Here is a 19,860-nt window from a genome sequence, read left to right on the forward strand (position 1 = left end):
CATGGCGGAGAACAACCCGCTCAAGATCCACAACCTCCGTCCCGCCCCGGGCGCCAAGACCGCCAAGACCCGTGTTGGTCGTGGTGAGGCGTCGAAGGGTAAGACGGCTGGTCGTGGTACCAAGGGCACGAAGGCCCGTTACCAGGTTCCGGAGCGCTTCGAGGGTGGCCAGATGCCCCTCCACATGCGCCTCCCGAAGCTGAAGGGCTTCAAGAACCCGTTCAAGACCGAGTTCCAGGTCGTGAACCTCGACAAGCTGGCCGCGCTGTACCCGGAGGGTGGCGAGGTCACCGTCGAGGGTCTCGTCGCCAAGGGTGCCGTTCGCAAGAACAGCCTCGTCAAGGTCCTCGGCCAGGGCGAGATCTCCGTGGCGCTGCAGGTGACGGTCGACGCCGTCTCCGGCTCCGCCAAGGAGAAGATCACCGCCGCCGGCGGTACCGTCACCGAGCTCGTCTGATTTCAGACGTCCCGATGACCTGAACGATCCCGACCGGGGATGCCCCACAAAAGGGGCATCCCCGGTTGGTCGTTCCAAGGGGGGCAGTGTCGCCGGTAAGGTGGCCTGCACTGTTAATTTTCGTCCGGCGTGCCTCACGGGAACTCCGGACGGGCTTTGACTGTTGGTTAGCTGTCAGTCATCCGTCGAACCTCAAGACTCACCCTCGGACGCGGTAGCGCGGGGGTCGCAGGAGGCACCGTGCTCACCGCGTTCGCCCGGGCGTTCAGGACGCCCGACCTGCGCAAAAAGCTGCTCTTCACGCTCGGCATCATCGTGGTCTACCGGGTCGGTACCCACATCCCGATCCCCGGCGTGGACTACAAGAACGTCCAGTCGTGCATCGACACGGCCGACTCGAACCGCGGCCTGTTCAGCCTGATCAACATGTTCAGCGGCGGCGCGCTGCTCCAGATCACCGTCTTCGCGCTCGGCATCATGCCGTACATCACGGCGAGCATCATTCTCCAGCTGCTCACCGTGGTGATCCCGCGACTGGAAGCCCTCAAGAAGGAGGGCTCGGCCGGCACGGCGAAGATCACGCAGTACACCCGTTACCTGACGGTCGCGCTCGCGATCCTCCAGGGCACGGGCCTGGTGGCCACCGCCCGCAGCGGCGCGCTGTTCTCGGGCTGCCCCGTCGCCTCGCAGATCGTCCCGGACCAGTCGATCTTCACCACCATCACGATGGTCATCACGATGACCGCCGGTACCTGCGTCGTCATGTGGCTCGGTGAGCTGATCACCGACCGCGGCATCGGCAACGGCATGTCGATCCTGATGTTCATCTCGATCGCCGCGACCTTCCCGAGCGCCCTGTGGACCGTCAAGGTCCAGGGCAAGCTGGCCGGTGGCTGGATCGAGTTCGGCACGGTCATCGCGGTGGGCCTGGCCATGGTCGCCCTGGTGGTCTTCGTCGAGCAGGCGCAGCGCCGGATCCCGGTGCAGTACGCGAAGCGCATGATCGGCCGCCGTTCCTACGGTGGCACCTCGACCTACATCCCGCTGAAGGTCAACCAGGCAGGTGTGATTCCTGTCATCTTCGCGTCCTCGCTGCTCTACATTCCGAGCCTGATCGCCCAGTTCTCGAGCGGTAACTCGGGGTGGAAGACATGGGTCACGAACAACCTGACCAAGGGTGACCACCCGATTTACATCACGATGTACTTCCTTCTGATCGTGTTCTTCGCGTTCTTCTACGTGGCGATCTCGTTCAACCCCGAGGAAGTCGCCGACAACATGAAGAAGTATGGTGGCTTCATCCCGGGTATCCGGGCTGGCCGGCCGACCGCTGAGTACCTCAGCTACGTACTCAACCGGATCACCTGGCCGGGTTCGCTGTATCTGGGGCTGATCGCTCTCGTGCCGACGGTCGCGTTGGTTGGTTTCGGGGCAAACCAGAACTTCCCGTTCGGTGGCACCAGCATCCTCATCATCGTGGGTGTGGGCCTCGAGACGGTGAAGCAGATCGAGAGTCAGCTTCAGCAGCGCAATTACGAAGGGTTCCTCCGCTGATGCGAATCGTCCTCGTCGGGCCGCCCGGTGCCGGGAAGGGAACGCAGGCCGCGTTCCTCGCCAAGAATCTGGCGATCCCGCACATCTCCACGGGCGACCTGTTCCGCGCCAACATCTCTCAGCAGACGGAGCTCGGCAAGCTGGCCAAGTCCTACATGGACAAGGGTGAACTGGTACCGGACGAGGTCACCATCGCCATGGCCAAGGACCGCATGGAGCAGCCGGACGCCGAGAACGGCTTCCTGCTCGACGGCTTCCCGCGCAACGTCTCGCAGGCCGAGGCGCTGGACGAGATGCTGGACAGCGAGGGCATGAAGCTGGACGCGGTGCTGGACCTGGAGGTCCCCGAGGACGAGGTGGTCCGCCGTATCGCGGGCCGTCGCATCTGCCGCAACGACTCCTCGCACGTCTTCCACGTGTCGTACAAGGCGCCGAAGCAGGAAGGCGTCTGCGACGTCTGCGGCGGCGAGCTGTACCAGCGCGACGACGACTCCGAGGACACCGTCCGTACGCGGCTGGAGGTCTACCACACGCAGACCGAGCCGATCATCGACTACTACAAGGCCCAGGGCCTGGTCGTCACGATCCCGGCGCTCGGCAAGGTGGAGGACGTCACGGCGCGCTCGATGGAGGCGCTGGCCCGCGAGGACGCCTAGTCCCCGCGGTCCGCTCCGTGGTGCGCACGCACCGCGGGGAGCATGAAGAAGTACGTCGCATCGGCCGCGGCACCCCTCACCGGGTGCCGCGGCCGACGTGCGAGCCGGACAGGGCGAAGGTCCTGTGCGGGACGGGGTCCCTCGACCCCGGGCGGGGTGGGTCGAGTCCCCCGTATCGTTGGAGTAGTCCGTTCTCCGGTCCAGAAAGGCCGCAGCCACCATGGTGCAGATCAAGACCCCCGAGCAGATCGCCAAGATGCGTGAGGCGGGGCTGGTCGTCGCGGCCATCCATGCGGCCACGCGTGAGGCGGCGGTGCCCGGCGCGACGACCCGGGACCTGGACGAGGTCGCGCGCAAGGTGCTGGACGAGCACGGCGCCAAGTCGAACTTCCTCGGGTACGGCGGTTTCCCCGCGACGATCTGCACCTCGGCCAACGAGGTCGTCGTCCACGGCATCCCGGACGACAAGACCGTCCTGAAGGACGGCGACATCATCTCCATCGACGCCGGCGCGATCGTCGACGGCTGGCACGGCGACGCCGCGTTCACCGCGTTCGTCGGGACGGGCCACGCCCCGGAGCTCATCGAGCTGTCCCGGGTGACCGAGGAGTCGATGTGGGCCGGCATCGCGGCCATGAAGGTGGGCAACCGCCTGGTCGACATCTCCCGGGCGATCGAGACCTACATCCGCCGCCAGCCCAAGCCGGGCGGCGGCAAGTACGGCATCGTCGAGGACTACGGCGGCCACGGCATCGGCACCGAGATGCACATGGACCCGCACCTGCTGAACTACGTCGAGCGCAAGCGCGGCAAGGGGCCGAAGCTGGTGCCCGGCCTGTGCCTGGCGATCGAGCCGATGGTGTCGCTCGGCACACCGCGGACCGAGGTGCTCGAGGACGACTGGACCGTGATCACCACGGACGGGACCTGGTCCTCGCACTGGGAGCACTCCGTGGCGCTGACCGAGGACGGGCCGCTCGTCCTCACGGCTCCCGACTGCGGCCGGGCGAAGCTCGCCGAGTACGGGATCACGGCGGCGCCCGATCCCCTCGCGGGCTGAGGCCCCGCCCGCACGGGAGCGGGCCGCGGACCGGCCTCGCCGGTGCGGGGATCTCGCGGAGGTACGTCGCGTACGGCACCCTCGCAAGATCACTTGCCATCGATCCCGCGTTCGATGAATGACACCGTAATGCGCCCGCCTCCTTTCTCCGCCGGCCCTGTACCGGTCAGCCCCGCCCTCCGCGCATACCGCGCCGACGGGTGGGGCATCGTCATGATGAGCGGGGAGGACACAGGCCAATTCGTCTTTCGGGGAGCCCTGACGTAGACTGACTCGTCGGCTCTCGTGCACCCGCATGTCTGCATGCGCTCGCACGAAGTCGATCAAGGTAGTCGATTCGAAGGGCAAAGCGTGGCCAAGAAGCAAGGTGCCATCGAGATCGAGGGCACTGTCGTTGAGTCTCTTCCGAACGCGATGTTCAAGGTGGAGCTCCAGAACGGCCACCAGGTCCTGGCGCACATCAGCGGCAAGATGCGCATGCACTACATCCGCATCCTCCCTGACGACCGGGTCGTGGTGGAGCTGTCTCCGTACGACCTGACGCGCGGCCGGATCGTCTACCGCTACAAGTAGATCTTGCCTTGCTCCGTGTTCCCGGTTCCGGGAGCGCGGGGGGTGGCACTGACCCGGAGAACCTCACCTAATGAAGGTCAAGCCGAGCGTCAAGAAGATCTGCGACAAGTGCAGGGTGATCCGCCGTCACGGTCGGGTCATGGTCATCTGCGAAAACCCGCGCCACAAGCAGCGCCAGGGCTGACGCACGACCGCACCTTCTGCACCCGCAGATACTTCGCGCGACGCAAGCAGTACATGTTCATACGCAGGATCCAGGGCTGAGTCTCATCAGGCCTGACACCCCCGGTCGGAGGCCGGGGACCCGGTTCGTACCGACTCTTCGATCCCCTGGATCAGAGGACGACGGCGGGCGGGATCCGGTTCTGCGGAAGACCTCCGAACGACAACTGGAGCCATTGAATGGCACGCGTTTCCGGTGTTGACATCCCGCGCGAAAAGCGTGTGGAGGTCGCCCTCACCTACGTGTTCGGCATCGGCCGGACCCTTTCCCAGCAGACGCTGGCCGAGACTGGCGTGAACCCCAACACGCGCGTTCGTGACCTCTCCGAGGAGGAGCTGGTCAAGATCCGCGAGTACGTGGACGCCAACATCAAGACCGAGGGTGACCTCCGTCGCGAGATTCAGGCCGACATCCGCCGCAAGGTGGAGATCGGTTGCTACCAGGGTCTGCGCCACCGTCGTGGCCTGCCCGTCCACGGTCAGCGCACCAGCACGAACGCTCGTACCCGCAAGGGCCCGCGTCGCGCCATCGCCGGTAAGAAGAAGCCGGGCAAGAAGTAGTCCTCAGCGGACAACGCTTCATCAGCGGTCTTCGCTGTAGGACCGACCACCTCCCCGTAGGAGAAACAGATGCCCCCCAAGGGTCGTCAGGGCGCCGCCAAGAAGGTGCGCCGCAAGGAAAAGAAGAACGTCGCTCACGGGCACGCCCACATCAAGAGCACGTTCAACAACACGATCGTCTCGATCACGGACCCCTCGGGCAACGTGATCTCCTGGGCCTCCGCCGGCCACGTCGGCTTCAAGGGCTCGCGCAAGTCCACCCCCTTCGCCGCGCAGATGGCCGCCGAGTCGGCCGCCCGCCGCGCGCAGGAGCACGGCATGCGCAAGGTTGACGTCTTCGTGAAGGGCCCGGGCTCCGGTCGCGAGACCGCGATCCGCTCCCTCCAGGCCACTGGCCTCGAGGTCGGCTCCATCCAGGACGTCACCCCCACCCCGCACAACGGCTGCCGTCCGCCGAAGCGCCGCCGCGTCTGACGCACGGCCGCTCGGCCGTCGATCCCGACGGCCCTGTGCAGGTTCGAGGTTTTCGGGCGGTACGGCTCCGTAAAAGGGCCGTATCGCCCGTACCCTTGCTGTACCCGGCCTCTTCGGAGGCCCGGTTTTGTCGGGCGTCAAATAGCGGGCGTCCACGAATGAAGGATCTGATCACCACATGCTGATCGCTCAGCGCCCCTCGTTGACCGAAGAGGTCGTCGACGAATTCCGCTCCCGGTTCGTGATCGAGCCGCTGGAGCCGGGCTTCGGCTACACCCTCGGCAACTCCCTGCGCCGCACCCTCCTCTCGTCGATCCCCGGCGCTGCTGTCACCAGCATCCGCATCGACGGTGTCCTGCACGAGTTCACCACCGTGCCGGGCGTCAAGGAGGACGTCACCGACCTGATCCTCAACATCAAGCAGCTCGTCGTCTCCTCGGAGCACGACGAGCCCGTCGTGATGTACCTGCGCAAGCAGGGCCCGGGTCTGGTCACCGCCGCGGACATCGCGCCCCCGGCCGGTGTCGAGGTGCACAACCCCGACCTCGTCCTCGCCACGCTCAACGGCAAGGGCAAGCTGGAGATGGAGCTGACCGTCGAGCGCGGTCGCGGCTACGTCTCCGCCGTTCAGAACAAGCAGGTCGGTCAGGAGATCGGGCGCATCCCGGTCGACTCGATCTACTCGCCGGTGCTGAAGGTCACGTACAAGGTCGAGGCGACCCGTGTCGAGCAGCGCACCGACTTCGACAAGCTGATCGTCGACGTCGAGACCAAGCAGGCCATGCGTCCCCGTGACGCCATGGCGTCGGCCGGCAAGACCCTGGTCGAGCTGTTCGGTCTGGCCCGCGAGCTCAACATCGACGCCGAGGGCATCGACATGGGCCCGTCCCCCACGGACGCCGCCCTCGCCGCCGACCTCGCGCTGCCGATCGAGGAGCTGGAGCTCACGGTCCGCTCGTACAACTGCCTCAAGCGTGAGGGCATCCACTCCGTGGGTGAGCTCGTCGCCCGCTCCGAGGCCGACCTCCTGGACATCCGCAACTTCGGTGCGAAGTCCATCGACGAGGTCAAGGCGAAGCTGGCCGGCATGGGCCTGGCCCTCAAGGACAGCCCGCCCGGATTCGACCCGACCGCCGCCGCCGACGCCTTCGGCGCCGACGACGACGCGGACGCCGGCTTCGTCGAGACCGAGCAGTACTAAGAGCTCGGGACCGACTGCCGGTTCCTGGGTGCGGGTGCGCTGTGGCTTGTCGCGCAGTTCCCCGCGCCCCTTCCGGCTCGCCCCTTCGGGGCTCGTCGGATCTTCGACGGGTAATCGCCCGCTCGGACACTGACCTCGGTACCTGATACGGCCGGGGCAGACACCTAGGAGAAACACCATGCCGAAGCCCACCAAGGGTGCCCGTCTGGGCGGCAGCGCCGCGCACGAGAAGCTGCTCCTCGCGAACCTCGCGAAGTCGCTCTTCGAGCACGGCCGCATCACCACCACCGAGGCCAAGGCCCGCCGCCTGCGTCCCTACGCGGAGCGTCTGGTCACCAAGGCGAAGAAGGGTGACCTTCACAACCGCCGTCAGGTGCTCTCGGTGATCACGGACAAGAGCATCGTGCACACGCTCTTCACCGAGATCGGCCCGCGCTACGAGAACCGCCCGGGTGGTTACACCCGTATCACCAAGATCGGTAACCGCCGTGGCGACAACGCGCCCATGGCCGTCATCGAGCTGGTGGAGGCCCTGACCGTGGCCCAGCAGGCCACCGGTGAGGCCGAGGCCGCCACCAAGCGTGCCGCCAAGGAGACCGAGGCCCCGGCCAAGGTCGAGGACACCAAGGCCGAGGACGCCGTCGAGGCTCCCGCCGAGGAGTCGAAGGACGCCTGAGGCACTGCCTTGCTGTGAGCGGGTCCGTCCCTTTCGGGGCGGGCCCGCTTTCGCGTTCCCGGGGAGGAGCCCGGGCTTGAGAGGATCTAGGTGTGAGTGACGAAGCGGAGCCCGGGTTCGTCCGGGTGCGGTTGGATCTGTCGTACGACGGGACGGAGTTCTCCGGCTGGGCGCGGCAGGCCGCCGGACGCAGGACCGTGCAGGGCGAGATCGAGGACGCGCTGCGGACGGTGACGCGGACGAAGGACACCACGTACGAGCTGACCGTGGCCGGGCGGACCGACGCAGGGGTGCACGCGCGCGGTCAGGTGGCGCACGTCGACCTGCCGGAGGAACTGTGGGCCGAGCACCGGGAGAAGCTGCTGAAGCGGCTCGCCGGACGGCTGCCCAAGGACGTGCGGGTGTGGTCGCTCACCGAGGCGCCCGCGGGATTCAACGCACGGTTCTCGGCGATCTGGCGGCGCTACGCCTATCGCGTGACCGACGAACCCGGCGGTGTCGACCCGCTGCTGCGCAGTCATGTCCTTTGGCACGACTGGCCGTTGGACGTGGACGCCATGAACCGGGCCGCCGAACGGCTGCTGGGTGAACACGACTTCGCCGCGTACTGCAAGAAGCGCGAGGGTGCCACGACCATCCGCACGCTCCAGCAACTGAGCCTGGTACGGGGCGAGGACGGCGTCATCACCGCCACCGTGCGGGCCGACGCCTTCTGCCACAACATGGTGCGGTCGCTGATCGGGGCCCTGCTGTTCGTCGGGGACGGGCACCGCGGGCCCGACTGGCCGGGCAAGGTGCTCGCCGCCGGCGTGCGGGACTCGGCCGTTCACGTCGTACGGCCGCACGGGCTGACGCTGGAGGAAGTCGGCTACCCCGCCGACGAGTTGCTGGCCGCGCGGAACAAGGAGGCCCGCAACAAGCGGACGTTGCCGGGTGCGGCCGGGTGCGCGTCCTGCTGACGCACGCTCACCGGATCGGAGCCGGGGGCCGGTTGGCCCGGGGAAGGCGGGGCGGCGGCCGGTTTCCGCGGGCCGCCGCGCCCGGAACCGCTACTGGTTGGCCGCGGCCGACGCCTGGGCCTGGCCGCGCCGGCTGATCTGACGGAACGCGAACTCGGCGAGGTCGTCGCCGGTCGTGAACACCGCGGTGTCCTTCGTCGTCACGTCCTTGCCGTTGGTGAAACCGGAGAGGGTGAAGTAGGCGTACCGGCCGTAGGCGTTGGTCGTCGACCGGCACACGGCCGCGTCGCAGAACGCCTTGATGCCGTTGCCGGGGAGCGAGGCGATGATGCTCTTCTTGTCCGCGTCGGCCTTGGCCTTGCTCGCCTTGGCCTCGGTGTCGAAGACGGCCACGCCGACCGTCACCGCGATGCCGTCCTTGACGTAGCTGACCCGCATGAAGCGGGTGCAGCCGTCCTTGGTCAGGACCTTCGGCAGCGTGCCCTTCACGGCCGAGGCGCAGTTCTTCGTGTCGGCCGTCGGACCCTTGCGGTACACGCGGTTGCCCATGGTGAGCTGCGTACCGGGGAAGAGGATGTCCGGGCTCAGCGGCGCGGTGTCCTTCTGCGCGCTGGATATGAACTGCTTCGGATCCAGCGGCGGCGGAGCCGAGGTCGGCTCGAAGGACGGCTGCGGCGTCGTGGCGCCGGGAATGTCCGCGCTCGCGGGCAGTTGGGACGGCTGGCCGGCGGCCTCGTTGTTCCCGTTCGCACCCGCGACGGCCATGGCCACGGCGGCGCCGACCGCGACGGTGGCCAGCGCCCCGCCCACGATGAACAGCACTTTGCGGCGCTTGTTGCGCGTTTCGGAAGCCTCCGCCATGGCGGCCCAGTCGGGATTCCCGCCGGAACGCTGGTTGTTCCACTGGGGCGCCTGCTGAGAACCCGGCTTCCAGGGGTCCCACGGGGGCTGCCCCTGCCCACCTTGCCCATAACTCATGCGCCGCATCTTAGACGGGGGTTGGGGGGTGCCGGTCAGCTCCACCGGGCACTTGAGCCCCTAGCGTGATCTGAATGCGCAAGGGCAAAAGTGACATCTCCGGGTGGTTGGTGCGTAGGGCCTCCTGGCACGCGTGGGCGGCCACGGGCGCGGTGCTGTCCGCGCACGTCGTGGCCGTCGCGCTGCACACCTCCGACGGCGGGATGGACAACGCGATCGTCGTCCGCGCGGCGCGGACCTGGCTGGACGGCGGTTCGCCGTACGCCGACCGGCACTTCCTCTATCTCCCGAGCGCGGTGCTCGCGGCGGTGCCGCAGACCCTGCTCCCGGCGGACGCGCTGCGGGTGCTGGTCCCGCTGACCGTGACCGTTCTGCTGGTCGCGGGCTGGGCGTGCGCCCTGCGCGTCCACGGCGTCCCCTGGCGCAGCCGCCTCGGGGTGCTCGGGCCGGCCGCGCTCGCGCTGGGCTTCGCGCCCTTCGGGCACCTCGTCGCGCTCGGGAACTGGACCGTGACCGCCGCGGCGGCGCTGCCGCTCGCCGTGCTGCTGGCGGCGCGGGAGCGGTGGGGGCGGGCCGGAGTGGTCATCGGCGCGGCCCTCGCCCTCAAGCCGCTGCTCGCGCCCGTGGCGCTCCTGTTCCTCTTCGCGCGCCGCTGGAGGGGGCTGGCCGCGGTGGTCCTGGTGCCCGCCGTGGCGTCCGGCGGGGCGGCGCTGCTGATGCCCGATCCTGCGGCGTTCGTCACACGGACGCTGCCGTTCCTGCTGCGCGGCCACGACGGCTTCGTCCGCCTCTACGAGGCTTCTCCGGTGGCCGTGCTGCCGCGGCTCGGAGTGCCCTCACCGGTGGCGGTCGCGCTGTCCTGCGCGGCGGCGGGCGCCGGAGTCCTGGCCGCGTACCGGCGCTGGTCACGCGGATTTCCCGGGCCGCTGCGGCTCACCGAGACCGCGGTGCTGCTGATGCTCTCCGCGTTCCTGGTGTCCCGGCCGTCCTACGACCACTATCTGCTCGTCGTGGTGCCGCTGCTGCTCGCGGGGCTGCCCGACCCCGGCGCGGCGGCCCGTGGGCCGTGGTTCTGGCTGGCGCTGGTGCCGCAGGCGCCCGGCGCGGACTGGCCCTGGCTGGAAGCGGTGACCCGGCGTTCCTTCCGGGACTGCTTTACCCTGTGTGTGATGACTGCATCGGTGGCGCTTCGGCGCCGCCGTCACCTGCCGCTCGCCGGCCCGGAGCATTTCGTCGCACAGCGACGGGGACGACGGGCCACGAGGGTGTGAGCACTCGCGTTTTGACCCTTGCGGTCCACCGCGGGTAAGCTTGCGGTTCGTTATGTGTATTGGCTTGCTCATTCTCACGTGAGGGGCCCTTACACCGGTCCACCGGGGCCGATGACCAGCGACCAGCACGCGGTATGCGTCACCGCAGTGCGGTCAGGGCTGTCGTGATCGTCCGTGGTGGCCATGTCAGGACCCACTCACTGAAGAAGCGAAGGCTACGACCGTGCGTACGTACAGCCCCAAGCCCGGCGACATCACTCGCCAGTGGTACGTCATCGACGCCCAGGATGTCGTCCTGGGCCGTCTGGCGACCACTGCCGCGAACATCCTGCGGGGCAAGCACAAGCCGATCTACGCCCCCCACGTCGACGCTGGTGACTTCGTCATCATCATCAACGCGGACAAGGTGCACCTCTCCGGCAACAAGAAGACCCAGAAGCTGGCGTACCGCCACTCCGGTTACCCGGGTGGTCTGCGCTCCGTCCGTTACGACGAGCTGCTGGCGAAGAACCCCGAGAAGGCCGTCGAGAAGGCCATCAAGGGCATGGTTCCCAAGAACTCCCTGGGCCGTCAGGTGCTCTCGAAGCTGAAGGTCTACGCGGGCGAGAACCACCCGCACGCTGCGCAGCAGCCGGTCCCGTTCGAGATCACCCAGGTCGCGCAGTAGTTCCGGCCACCCCCTAAGACGAAAAAGAATCTGAGGAGAATCGTGGCCGAGACCACCGTTGAGCAGCCGGTCGAAGAGACTGAGCTCGTCGACATCGAGAACTACACCACCGAGTCCGAGGTCCCCGTCGAGGGCGAGTACACCTCGGAGTCGCTCGCGGGCCGCTTCGGCGACCCGCAGCCCGCGGCCGGCCTGGGCCGTCGCAAGAACGCCATCGCCCGCGTCCGGATCGTCCCGGGCACCGGCAAGTGGAAGATCAACGGCCGCACCCTTGAGGACTACTTCCCCAACAAGGTGCACCAGCAGGAAGTCAACGAGCCCTTCAAGGTGCTCGAGCTCGACAACCGCTACGACGTCATCGCCCGCATCGCGGGTGGCGGTGTCTCCGGTCAGGCCGGTGCCCTGCGCCTCGGCGTGGCCCGCGCGCTGAACGAGGCCGACGTGGACAACAACCGCGGCGCCCTCAAGAAGGCCGGCTTCCTCAAGCGCGACGACCGTGCGGTCGAGCGCAAGAAGGCCGGTCTCAAGAAGGCCCGCAAGGCCCCGCAGTACAGCAAGCGTTAATCTTCGCTGCTTGCTTCTGCGCGTAGGTACGCGTAGCTCCGAACGCCCCGGCGGCACCTCACCGTGCTGCCGGGGCGTTCGTTTATCACAGTGGTTGGGCGTATAACGGCACAAGGTGCTCAAAGGCTCATGTGATCGGATGACTCCGTATCCTCGGGGGACTTCCGTACTCTGCAGCTTTCTCAGGAGGACAAGTGGGACGACTCTTCGGCACGGACGGCGTGCGTGGTGTCGCCAACGCGGATCTGACGGCCGAGCTCGCGCTCGGGCTGTCCGTTGCGGCGGCGCACGTACTCGCCGAGGCGGGCACGTTCGAAGGCCACCGGCCCGTGGCGGTGGTCGGGCGGGATCCGCGCGCGTCCGGGGAGTTCCTGGAGGCGGCCGTGGTCGCCGGCCTCGCCAGCGCCGGTGTGGACGTCCTGCGGGTCGGTGTGCTGCCCACCCCGGCGGTCGCGTATCTCACCGGGGCGCTCGGCGCCGACCTCGGCGTGATGCTCTCCGCCAGCCACAACGCCATGCCCGACAACGGCATCAAGTTCTTCGCCCGCGGCGGCCACAAGCTCGCCGACGAGCTGGAGGGCCGGATCGAGGGCGTCTACGAGGAGCACCGCACCGGCGCTCCCTGGGACCGCCCGACCGGCTCCGGCGTCGGCCGGGTGAACTCCTACGACCAGGGCTTCGACCAGTACGTCGCCCACCTCATCGGTGTTCTGCCGAACCGTCTCGACGGTCTGAAGGTCGTCCTCGACGAGGCGCACGGCGCCGCCGCCCGCGTCTCCCCGGAGGCCTTCGCGCGGGCCGGTGCCGAGATCGTCACGATCGGCGCGGAGCCCGACGGGCTCAACATCAACGACGGCTGCGGCTCCACCCACCTGGACCTCCTCAAGGCGGCCGTCGTCGAGCACGGCGCCGACCTAGGCATCGCGCACGACGGCGACGCCGACCGCTGCCTCGCCGTGGACCACACGGGCGAGGAGATCGACGGCGACCAGATCCTGGCCGTTCTCGCGCTGGCGATGCGGGAGCGTTCCGCACTGCGCTCCGACACCGTTGTCGCGACGGTCATGTCCAATCTGGGCTTCAAGCTCGCCATGGAGCGCGAAGGCGTCGCCCTCGTCCAGACGGCGGTCGGCGACCGCTACGTCCTGGAGGAGATGAAGCAGCACGGCTACGCGCTCGGCGGCGAGCAGTCCGGGCACGTCATCGTCCTCGACCACGCCACCACCGGCGACGGCACCCTCACCGGTCTGTTCCTCGCCGCCCGGGTCGCCCAGACCGGCCGTACGCTCCAGGACCTCGCCTCGGTCATGGAGCGGCTGCCGCAGGTCCTGGTCAACGTGCCGGACGTCGACCGGACGCGGGTGAACACCTCCGCCGAGCTGGCCGCCGCCGTGGCCGACGCCGAGCAGGAACTGGGCACCACCGGACGGGTGCTGCTGCGCCCCTCCGGCACCGAGCCGCTCGTCCGCGTCATGGTCGAGGCCGCCGACATCGAGCACGCCCGCTCGGTGGCCGCGCGCCTCGCCGACGTCGTGAAGTCGGCGCTCGGTTAGTCGCCGCGACCACATCGGTGAGGCCCGGCACCCCGAGGGGTGCCGGGCCTCACCGATGCACGGGCACGCACGGCCCGCATAGCCGTCCGCCCGCGCCTCCGTCCGCCTGCCCGTGCCTCGTCCGTCACGCGGTCCGCTGCCGCGCGGGCCGCTGGTCGCGCTGCCGGGCCCAGAACCACTTCTGGGCGATCAGCGTGAGCGTTCCGGCGACCACGATGCCGAGCAGGTTGAACAGCAACTGCTTGGTGGAGCCCCACGTCTGGCCCATGTCGCCGTAGCTCAGGGCCACCGCCGCGTTCGCGGCCGCCGGGACCGTCGTCACGGAGATCGCGACACCGACCAGGGCACCGGACTTCGCCGAGGTCAGCGACAGCATGCCGGCCGCGCCGGCGAGCACCGCGACGACGAAGGAGAACCAGTCCGGGGCGTAGACGAACCCCGTGTTGGGCCGCGGCCCCTCCAGCTGAGCCTCGCTGAACAGGCCCACCGAGTCCATGAACAGGCTGAAGAGCACCGTCACCGCCATGGCGATCGCGAAGCCGGCCAGCAGCGCCGTCAGGGAGCGCAGGGCGAGGCGTCCGCCGCGCTGCACGATCGCCGTGCACAGCCCGGCCAGCGGACCGAACTCCGGCCCCACGGCCATGGCACCCACGATCAGCACCGCGTTGTCGAGCACCACACCGCAGGCCGCGATCATCGTCGCGATCGTGATGAACGCGACGTAGGTCACCGACAGCGTCGACTCCTCGTGCGTGGCCTCCTCCAGGTGCTCCCACAGCACCGCGTCGGCGCCCTCGCCCGGGGCCTCCTCCTCCGCCCTGTCCGCACGCTTCGACAAGGACAGGTCGATGTCCTCGACCGCGATCGAGCCCGTGCGGTCGATGCCCGTCTCCCGCAGGCCGCGGATGAGTTCGTCACCCGCCTCACGGGCGACGTCGCACATGATGACGTCGCCCGCCGGGTCACGGGCGGCGCCGGGAAGGACGACGAGGTGCGTGGTGCCGACCGTCTTCTCGATCAGGCGTACGACGTCGTCGGTCCGGTCGGCGGGAGTGATCAGGCGCAGGTGCAGCATGGCCGCAGACTAGTGGGCGCCGCCCCGGCGCCGTAGGGCTACAGCTTGCGCAGGCTCAGGCGCTGCACCTTGTGGTCCGGGCCCTTGCGGACGACGAGGGTCGCCCGGCCGCGGGTGGGAGCCACGTTCTCCAGCAGGTTCGGCTTGTTGATGGTGCGCCAGGTCGTCCGGGCGTAGTCGAGAGCCTCCTCCTCGGAGACCTGGGTGTACTTGCGGAAGTACGAGTCGGGCTTCTGGAAGGCCGTCGCGCGCAGCTTGCGGAAGCGGTTCAGGTACCAGCGCTCGATGTCCTCGGGGCGGGCGTCGACGTACACGCTGAAGTCGAAGTAGTCCGCGAGGCCGACCCGGGTGCGGCCGTCCTTGCCGGGCAGCGCCGGCTGCAGCACGTTCAGGCCCTCGACGATGAGGATGTCGGGGCGGCGGACGGTGAGCCGCTCGCCGGGCACGATGTCGTAGATCAGGTGCGAGTAGACGGGCGCCGTCACCTCGTCCTTGCCCGCCTTGATGTCCGCGACGAACCGGGTCAGGGCCCGGCGGTCGTAGGACTCGGGGAAGCCCTTGCGCGACATCAGCCCGCGCGCCTCGAGGTCCTTGGTGGGGAGCAGGAAGCCGTCCGTGGTGACCAGTTCGACCCGGGGGTGCTCGGGCCAGCGGGAGAGCAGCGCCTGGAGCAGTCGCGCCACGGTGGACTTGCCGACGGCCACGGAACCGGCGACGCCTATGACGAACGGGGTGCCGGACTGCGAGCCCTTCTCGCCGAGGAAGGTGTTCAGCGCGCCTCTGAGCCCGTCCGTGGCGCCGACGTACAGGTTCAGCAGCCGGGACAGCGGCAGATAGATGTCCCGCACCTCGTCGAGGTCGATGACATCGCCCAGACCGCGCAGCTTCTCGACCTCCGCGGCGTTCAGCGGGAGCGGCGTCTTTTCGCGCAGCGCGCTCCACTCGGCACGGGTGAGGTCGACGTAGGGAGTCGCCTCCGGCTTGGACCGGTGGGCGCTCCGCGGCAACGAGGAGACCGGAGAGATCACAGTCCATTGTTACGGGAGTATGGACGGGATGGAGGGTGGGGTCCGTCACGCCTGGTGACAGCCGGGGGGACGAAGAGCCCGTCGGCGGGTCCTGAAAGGCGGCCTGAATTTCCGATATCGGGCACGGTGAGCCGGATTTCGGCGGGCGGGGGACCGTACGCTGCCGCCATGTGCGGAATCGTGGGTTATGTGGGGTCGCAGCCGGCGCTCGACGTGGTGATGGCCGGACTGAAGAGGCTCGAGTACCGGGGTTACGACTCGGCGGGTGTCGCCGTCCTCGCGGACGGGGGACTCGCCGTCGCGAAGAAGGCCGGGAAGCTGGTCAACCTGGAGAAGGAACTGGCCGGCAGACCGCTGCCGGCCGGGACGACGGGAATCGGGCACACCCGCTGGGCCACCCACGGAGGCCCCACGGACGCCAACGCCCATCCGCATCTCGACAACGCGGGCCGGGTCGCCGTCGTCCACAACGGCATCATCGAGAACTTCGCCCTGCTCCGCGAGGAACTCGCCGGGCGGGGGCACGACCTGGCCTCCGAGACGGACACCGAGGTGGTCGCCCACCTGCTCGCCGAGGAGTACTCCTCGTGCGCGGACCTGGCGGAGGCGATGCGGCTGGTGTGCCGGCGTCTGGAGGGCGCGTTCACGCTCGTCGCCGTGGACGCCGACGAGCCGGACGTGGTCGTCGGGGCGCGCCGGAACTCGCCGCTGGTGGTCGGGGTCGGCGACGGCGAGGCCTTCCTCGCCTCGGACGTCGCCGCGTTCATCGCCCACACCCGCTCCGCGATCGAGCTGGGCCAGGACCAGGTGGTCGAACTGCGCCGCGACGGTGTGACCGTCACCGGGTTCGACGGCAGCCCCGCGGACGTCCGCTCGTACCACGTCGACTGGGACGCGTCGGCGGCGGAGAAGGGCGGCTACGACTACTTCATGCTCAAGGAGATCGCCGAGCAGCCCAAGGCGGTCGCCGACACGCTGCTGGGGCGGATCGACGCGGCCGGTTCGCTGAGGCTCGACGAGGTGCGCATCCCGGTGCGGGCGCTGCGCGAGGCCGACAAGGTCGTCATCGTCGCCTGCGGGACCGCCTTCCACGCCGGGCTGATCGCCAAGTACGCCATCGAGCACTGGACGCGCATCCCGTGCGAGGTGGAGCTGGCCAGCGAGTTCCGCTACCGGGACCCGATCCTTGACCGGCAGACGCTCGTCATCGCCATCTCGCAGTCCGGCGAGACGATGGACACGCTGATGGCGCTGCGGCACGCCCGCGAGCAGGGCGCCAGGGTGCTGGCGATCTGCAACACCAACGGCTCGACGATCCCGCGCGAGTCCGACGCGGTGCTGTACACGCACGCGGGCCCCGAGGTCGCCGTCGCCTCCACCAAGGCGTTCCTCACCCAGCTGGTGGCCTGCTACCTGGTGGCGCTGTACCTGGGTCAGGTGCGCGGCACGAAGTGGGGCGACGAGATCCAGGCCGTCATCCGGGAGCTGTCGCGCATCTCCCGCGAGGTCGAGCGGGTCCTGGAGACCATGGAGCCCGTACGGGAGCTCGCGCGCTCCCTCGCCGACAAGGACACCGTGCTGTTCCTCGGCCGGCACGTGGGCTATCCGGTCGCGCTGGAAGGCGCCCTCAAGCTCAAGGAACTGGCGTACATGCACGCCGAGGGCTTCGCGGCGGGCGAGCTCAAGCACGGGCCGATCGCGCTGATCGAGGAGGACATGCCGGTGGTCGTCGTGGCGCCCTCGCCGCGCGGCCGCTCGGTCCTGCACGACAAGATCGTCTCCAACATCCAGGAGATCCGCGCGAGGGGCGCCCGCACGATCGTCATCGCGGAGGAGGGCGACGAGGCGGTCGTCCCGTACGCCGACCACCTCATCCGCATCCCGGCCACCCCCACCCTGCTCCAGCCGCTGGTGTCGACGGTCCCGCTCCAGGTGTTCGCCTGCGAACTGGCGACGGCCCGGGGCAACGAGGTGGACCAGCCGCGCAACCTGGCGAAGTCCGTGACGGTGGAGTGAGCGGCGCCGCCGCGCGAGGCCGCGCCGTGGCCCCGTCCCGAGGGGTGCGGACCCTCTAGGGTGCCGCCATGAGCATCATCGGGGTCGGTATCGACGTGGCCGAGATCGACCGGTTCCGGGCGTCGCTGGAGCGGACGCCTGGGCTGGCCGAACGTCTCTTCGTGGAGAGCGAGTTGCTGCTGCCCAGCGGTGAACGGCGGGGCATCGCCTCGCTCGCCGCCCGCTTCGCGGCGAAGGAGGCGCTCGCCAAGGCGCTGGGCGCCCCGGCCGGGCTGCACTGGACGGACGCCGAGGTCTACGTGGAGGACAGCGGGCAGCCCAGGCTGCGGGTGAAGGGCACGGTGGCGGCCCGCGCGGCCGAACTGGGCGTGTGTTCCTGGCACGTGTCGCTCAGTCACGACGCCGGGGTGGCCTCGGCGGTGGTGGTGGCGGAGGGCTAGCCGGACACCTCCCGCGGACGGCTCGCGGACCCGCACGGTGTCCCGGGAGTGCACAGGGCGTCCGGTGGGCCCGCCCGGTGCGGGGACGCGCACGGGGCGGGCCGGTGCGGGAGACTCGACGGCATGCGTACTGCGTACAGCGTGGAGACCGTGAGGACCGCCGAGCGGGAGCTGATGGCACGGCTCCCCGAAGGGGCGTTGATGCAGCGGGCCGCCGCCGGGCTCGCCGCCGCCTGCGCCGACCTGCTGGGCCGGGTCTACGGCCGCCGGGTGGTGCTGCTGGTGGGCAGCGGGGACAACGGCGGCGACGCCCTGTACGCCGGGGCGAGGCTCGCCCGCCGGGGTGCCGGTGTCACCGCGGTGCGGCTCGCCCCCGAAAGGACCCATCCGGGTGGACTGGCGGCGCTGCTGCGCGCCGGGGGCACCACGGCCGATCCGGCCGCCGCCGAACCGCTCCTCAGGCGGGCCGACCTCGTGGTCGACGGCATCGTCGGGATCGGCGGGAAGGGCGGCCTGCGGCCGGACGCGGCGCGCCTCGCGGAACTCGCGCACGTCTCACGGGCCGCCGTCGTGGCCGTCGACCTCCCGAGCGGGGTCGAGGCGGACACCGGGGAGGTGCTGGGCGCGGCCGTACGCGCCGACCTCACCGTCACCTTCGGCACCCACAAGCCGGGGCTGCTCATCGAACCGGCGCGCGGGTACGCCGGTTCCGTGCGCCTCGTCGACATCGGGCTCGACCTGCCGGAGCCGGCCGACGTGGAGGCGCTCCAGCACGCCGACGTCGCGGCCCGGCTGCCGTTTCCGGGAGCCGAGAGCGACAAGTACCGGCGCGGTGTCGTCGGGATCGCGGCCGGGTCCGCCCGCTATCCCGGGGCCGCGGTGCTCGCCGTGGCCGGGGCGCTGCGCGGTGGCGCCGGGGCGGTGCGGTACGTCGGGCCCGCCGCGGACGCCGTCATCGCCCGCTTCCCCGAGACGCTGGTGTCCGGCGCCGGGCCGTCGAAGGCGGGACGGGTGCAGGCCTGGGTGGCGGGCCCGGGGGCCGGTGACGACGCCTCGGCGGTCGCGGAGGTGCTGGACGTGGACGTGCCGGTGCTGGTGGACGCGGACGGGCTGCGGCTCGCCGACCGGGGGGCCGTGCGGGCCCGCACCGCGCCGACGCTGATGACCCCGCACGCCGGGGAGGCCGCCGCGCTGCTCGGGGTCGCCCGGGAGGCGGTGGAGGAGGCCCGGCTGGCCTCCGTACGGGAACTGGCGGGGCTGTACGGGGCGACGGTCCTCCTCAAGGGGGCCACGACACTGGTCGCCGATCCCACGGGGGGCGCGGTACGGGTGAACGCCACCGGGACGGCGTGGCTGGCCACCGCGGGGAGCGGGGACGTGCTGTCGGGGCTCGCGGGGTCGCTGCTGGCCTCGGGGCTCTCCGCGCTCGACGCGGGCAGTGTCGCCGCGTACCTGCACGGCCTCGCCGGCCGCTTCGCGGCGGACGGCGCCCCGGCAGGCGCCCACGACGTGGCCACAGCCATCCCGGAAGCCTGGCGCGACACGCTGGCCTGACACCCTCGCCGGCTGTCCCTGGCTGCGGGCACCGGAGGCCCGCCGCGACACCCTCGCGTGAAGGCGGTCGGCCGCCTTCGGGCCGTGGGCACCGGAAGCATGGAGCGGCGCGCTCGCCCGACACCACCATCAGCCGCCCACGAGCTGACGGCTGCGGGCAGCCGAAGCCCGGTGCGGCACGTGTGTCCGACAGGGCCGTCGGCCGTGTCGGGCCGCGGTCAGCGGCCCCGGCCGAGGCACCCCGGCTCCCGTCCCGGACCGGCTGACTTCCCCGCCGGGGGCCTGCCCGCCTCCCTGACCTGCATCGCGCTCGCCCCGACC

The 19,860-nt window shown here is 69.9% G+C and carries 21 protein-coding genes; 18 read left to right on the forward strand and 3 right to left on the reverse strand.

The window, feature by feature from the left end; genetic code table 11:
- The first annotated feature begins 1 nt into the window (after nucleotide 1).
- The 11 genes from rplO (at nucleotide 2) to truA (ending at nucleotide 8,393) form a co-directional block, all read left to right on the forward strand.
- Nucleotides 2-457, forward strand: a complete 456-nt coding sequence (rplO, locus tag ACFYYF_RS06270; protein ID WP_003974249.1) for a 50S ribosomal protein L15 — start codon at nucleotides 2-4, stop codon at nucleotides 455-457.
- Nucleotides 458-697: 240 nt separating this feature from the next.
- The gene (gene secY, locus ACFYYF_RS06275; RefSeq protein WP_361676688.1) at nucleotides 698-2,011 is read left to right on the forward strand and encodes a preprotein translocase subunit SecY; all 1,314 of its coding nucleotides are present in this window, start codon (nucleotides 698-700) and stop codon (nucleotides 2,009-2,011) included.
- A complete protein-coding gene (locus ACFYYF_RS06280; RefSeq protein WP_388771995.1) occupies nucleotides 2,011-2,667 on the forward strand; it encodes an adenylate kinase in 657 nt (218 codons plus the stop codon). The genes secY and ACFYYF_RS06280 overlap by 1 nt, the downstream gene beginning before the upstream one ends.
- 220 nt (nucleotides 2,668-2,887) lie before the next feature.
- A complete protein-coding gene (gene map / locus ACFYYF_RS06285) occupies nucleotides 2,888-3,727 on the forward strand; it encodes a type I methionyl aminopeptidase (RefSeq protein WP_388771997.1) in 840 nt (279 codons plus the stop codon).
- Nucleotides 3,728-4,078: 351 nt separating this feature from the next.
- Nucleotides 4,079-4,300 (forward strand): translation initiation factor IF-1, encoded by a 222-nt coding sequence (gene infA, locus ACFYYF_RS06290; protein WP_003948620.1) that lies wholly within the window; start codon nucleotides 4,079-4,081, stop codon nucleotides 4,298-4,300.
- A gap of 70 nt (nucleotides 4,301-4,370) precedes the next feature.
- Nucleotides 4,371-4,484, forward strand: a complete 114-nt coding sequence (gene rpmJ, locus ACFYYF_RS06295; RefSeq protein ID WP_003998809.1) for a 50S ribosomal protein L36 — start codon at nucleotides 4,371-4,373, stop codon at nucleotides 4,482-4,484.
- A 218-nt stretch (nucleotides 4,485-4,702) separates the two neighbouring features.
- Nucleotides 4,703-5,083: a 30S ribosomal protein S13 gene (gene rpsM, locus ACFYYF_RS06300; RefSeq protein ID WP_060901485.1), complete on the forward strand. Its 381-nt coding sequence runs from the start codon at nucleotides 4,703-4,705 to the stop codon at nucleotides 5,081-5,083.
- 69 nt (nucleotides 5,084-5,152) lie between these two features.
- Complete coding sequence (gene rpsK / locus ACFYYF_RS06305) at nucleotides 5,153-5,557, forward strand: 30S ribosomal protein S11 (RefSeq protein WP_003956432.1); 405 nt, start codon at nucleotides 5,153-5,155, stop codon at nucleotides 5,555-5,557.
- Between the two features lie 178 nt (nucleotides 5,558-5,735).
- On the forward strand, nucleotides 5,736-6,758 hold the full coding sequence (locus ACFYYF_RS06310; protein ID WP_003966937.1) for a DNA-directed RNA polymerase subunit alpha: 1,023 nt from the start codon (nucleotides 5,736-5,738) through the stop codon (nucleotides 6,756-6,758).
- A 178-nt stretch (nucleotides 6,759-6,936) separates the two neighbouring features.
- Entirely contained in the window at nucleotides 6,937-7,434 is a 498-nt protein-coding gene (rplQ, locus tag ACFYYF_RS06315) for a 50S ribosomal protein L17 (protein ID WP_361676678.1), read from the forward strand.
- A gap of 92 nt (nucleotides 7,435-7,526) precedes the next feature.
- The gene (gene truA / locus ACFYYF_RS06320; protein ID WP_388772001.1) at nucleotides 7,527-8,393 is read left to right on the forward strand and encodes a tRNA pseudouridine(38-40) synthase TruA; all 867 of its coding nucleotides are present in this window, start codon (nucleotides 7,527-7,529) and stop codon (nucleotides 8,391-8,393) included.
- Between the two features lie 90 nt (nucleotides 8,394-8,483).
- Here truA and ACFYYF_RS06325 read toward each other — a convergent pair whose 3' ends face one another.
- The gene (locus tag ACFYYF_RS06325) at nucleotides 8,484-9,371 is read right to left on the reverse strand and encodes a hypothetical protein (RefSeq protein ID WP_388772004.1); all 888 of its coding nucleotides are present in this window, start codon (nucleotides 9,369-9,371) and stop codon (nucleotides 8,484-8,486) included.
- A gap of 74 nt (nucleotides 9,372-9,445) precedes the next feature.
- Here ACFYYF_RS06325 and ACFYYF_RS06330 point away from each other — a divergent pair, with 74 nt between their 5' ends.
- The 4 genes from ACFYYF_RS06330 (at nucleotide 9,446) to glmM (ending at nucleotide 13,426) form a co-directional block, all read left to right on the forward strand.
- A complete protein-coding gene (locus ACFYYF_RS06330; RefSeq protein ID WP_388772007.1) occupies nucleotides 9,446-10,642 on the forward strand; it encodes a glycosyltransferase 87 family protein in 1,197 nt (398 codons plus the stop codon).
- 223 nt (nucleotides 10,643-10,865) lie between these two features.
- On the forward strand, nucleotides 10,866-11,309 hold the full coding sequence (gene rplM, locus ACFYYF_RS06335) for a 50S ribosomal protein L13 (RefSeq protein WP_095936057.1): 444 nt from the start codon (nucleotides 10,866-10,868) through the stop codon (nucleotides 11,307-11,309).
- A 42-nt stretch (nucleotides 11,310-11,351) separates the two neighbouring features.
- Complete coding sequence (gene rpsI / locus ACFYYF_RS06340; protein WP_339130949.1) at nucleotides 11,352-11,873, forward strand: 30S ribosomal protein S9; 522 nt, start codon at nucleotides 11,352-11,354, stop codon at nucleotides 11,871-11,873.
- 194 nt (nucleotides 11,874-12,067) lie between these two features.
- Nucleotides 12,068-13,426, forward strand: a complete 1,359-nt coding sequence (glmM, locus tag ACFYYF_RS06345; RefSeq protein ID WP_361676666.1) for a phosphoglucosamine mutase — start codon at nucleotides 12,068-12,070, stop codon at nucleotides 13,424-13,426.
- Between the two features lie 124 nt (nucleotides 13,427-13,550).
- On the opposite strand, the gene ACFYYF_RS06350 is transcribed toward glmM, so the two are convergent.
- Both ACFYYF_RS06350 and coaA read right to left on the reverse strand, forming a co-directional pair.
- Complete coding sequence (locus ACFYYF_RS06350) at nucleotides 13,551-14,501, reverse strand: DUF389 domain-containing protein (RefSeq protein WP_388772010.1); 951 nt, start codon at nucleotides 14,499-14,501, stop codon at nucleotides 13,551-13,553.
- A gap of 38 nt (nucleotides 14,502-14,539) precedes the next feature.
- Nucleotides 14,540-15,529, reverse strand: a complete 990-nt coding sequence (gene coaA, locus ACFYYF_RS06355) for a type I pantothenate kinase (protein WP_361676660.1) — start codon at nucleotides 15,527-15,529, stop codon at nucleotides 14,540-14,542.
- Between the two features lie 168 nt (nucleotides 15,530-15,697).
- Between coaA and glmS the strand changes: the two genes are divergently transcribed.
- The 3 genes from glmS to ACFYYF_RS06370 all read left to right on the forward strand — a co-directional run bounded on the left by glmS (nucleotide 15,698) and on the right by ACFYYF_RS06370 (nucleotide 19,539).
- Entirely contained in the window at nucleotides 15,698-17,545 is a 1,848-nt protein-coding gene (gene glmS / locus ACFYYF_RS06360) for a glutamine--fructose-6-phosphate transaminase (isomerizing) (protein ID WP_388772013.1), read from the forward strand.
- Between the two features lie 68 nt (nucleotides 17,546-17,613).
- Complete coding sequence (locus ACFYYF_RS06365; RefSeq protein WP_388772015.1) at nucleotides 17,614-17,985, forward strand: holo-ACP synthase; 372 nt, start codon at nucleotides 17,614-17,616, stop codon at nucleotides 17,983-17,985.
- A 123-nt stretch (nucleotides 17,986-18,108) separates the two neighbouring features.
- Nucleotides 18,109-19,539 (forward strand): NAD(P)H-hydrate dehydratase, encoded by a 1,431-nt coding sequence (locus ACFYYF_RS06370; protein ID WP_388772017.1) that lies wholly within the window; start codon nucleotides 18,109-18,111, stop codon nucleotides 19,537-19,539.
- The last annotated feature ends 321 nt before the right edge of the window (nucleotides 19,540-19,860 follow it).

This window comes from Streptomyces sp. NPDC001914 (assembly GCF_042891215.1).
Classification (GTDB): domain Bacteria; phylum Actinomycetota; class Actinomycetes; order Streptomycetales; family Streptomycetaceae; genus Streptomyces.

Bases quoted from the DNA above. Each gene is read 5' to 3' on its own strand.
- rplO (WP_003974249.1), top strand. From the start codon at position 2: ATGGCGGAGAACAACCCGCTCAAGATCCACAACCTCCGTCCCGCCCCG.
- ACFYYF_RS06280 (WP_388771995.1), top strand. From the start codon at position 2,011: ATGCGAATCGTCCTCGTCGGGCCGCCCGGTGCCGGGAAGGGAACGCAG.
- map (WP_388771997.1), top strand. From the start codon at position 2,888: ATGGTGCAGATCAAGACCCCCGAGCAGATCGCCAAGATGCGTGAGGCG.
- rpmJ (WP_003998809.1), top strand. From the start codon at position 4,371: ATGAAGGTCAAGCCGAGCGTCAAGAAGATCTGCGACAAGTGCAGGGTG.
- rpsM (WP_060901485.1), top strand. From the start codon at position 4,703: ATGGCACGCGTTTCCGGTGTTGACATCCCGCGCGAAAAGCGTGTGGAG.
- rpsK (WP_003956432.1), top strand. From the start codon at position 5,153: ATGCCCCCCAAGGGTCGTCAGGGCGCCGCCAAGAAGGTGCGCCGCAAG.
- ACFYYF_RS06310 (WP_003966937.1), top strand. From the start codon at position 5,736: ATGCTGATCGCTCAGCGCCCCTCGTTGACCGAAGAGGTCGTCGACGAA.
- rplQ (WP_361676678.1), top strand. From the start codon at position 6,937: ATGCCGAAGCCCACCAAGGGTGCCCGTCTGGGCGGCAGCGCCGCGCAC.
- ACFYYF_RS06325 (WP_388772004.1), bottom strand. From the start codon at position 9,371: ATGAGTTATGGGCAAGGTGGGCAGGGGCAGCCCCCGTGGGACCCCTGG.
- ACFYYF_RS06330 (WP_388772007.1), top strand. From the start codon at position 9,446: ATGCGCAAGGGCAAAAGTGACATCTCCGGGTGGTTGGTGCGTAGGGCC.
- ACFYYF_RS06350 (WP_388772010.1), bottom strand. From the start codon at position 14,501: ATGCTGCACCTGCGCCTGATCACTCCCGCCGACCGGACCGACGACGTC.
- glmS (WP_388772013.1), top strand. From the start codon at position 15,698: ATGTGCGGAATCGTGGGTTATGTGGGGTCGCAGCCGGCGCTCGACGTG.
- ACFYYF_RS06365 (WP_388772015.1), top strand. From the start codon at position 17,614: ATGAGCATCATCGGGGTCGGTATCGACGTGGCCGAGATCGACCGGTTC.
- ACFYYF_RS06370 (WP_388772017.1), top strand. From the start codon at position 18,109: ATGCGTACTGCGTACAGCGTGGAGACCGTGAGGACCGCCGAGCGGGAG.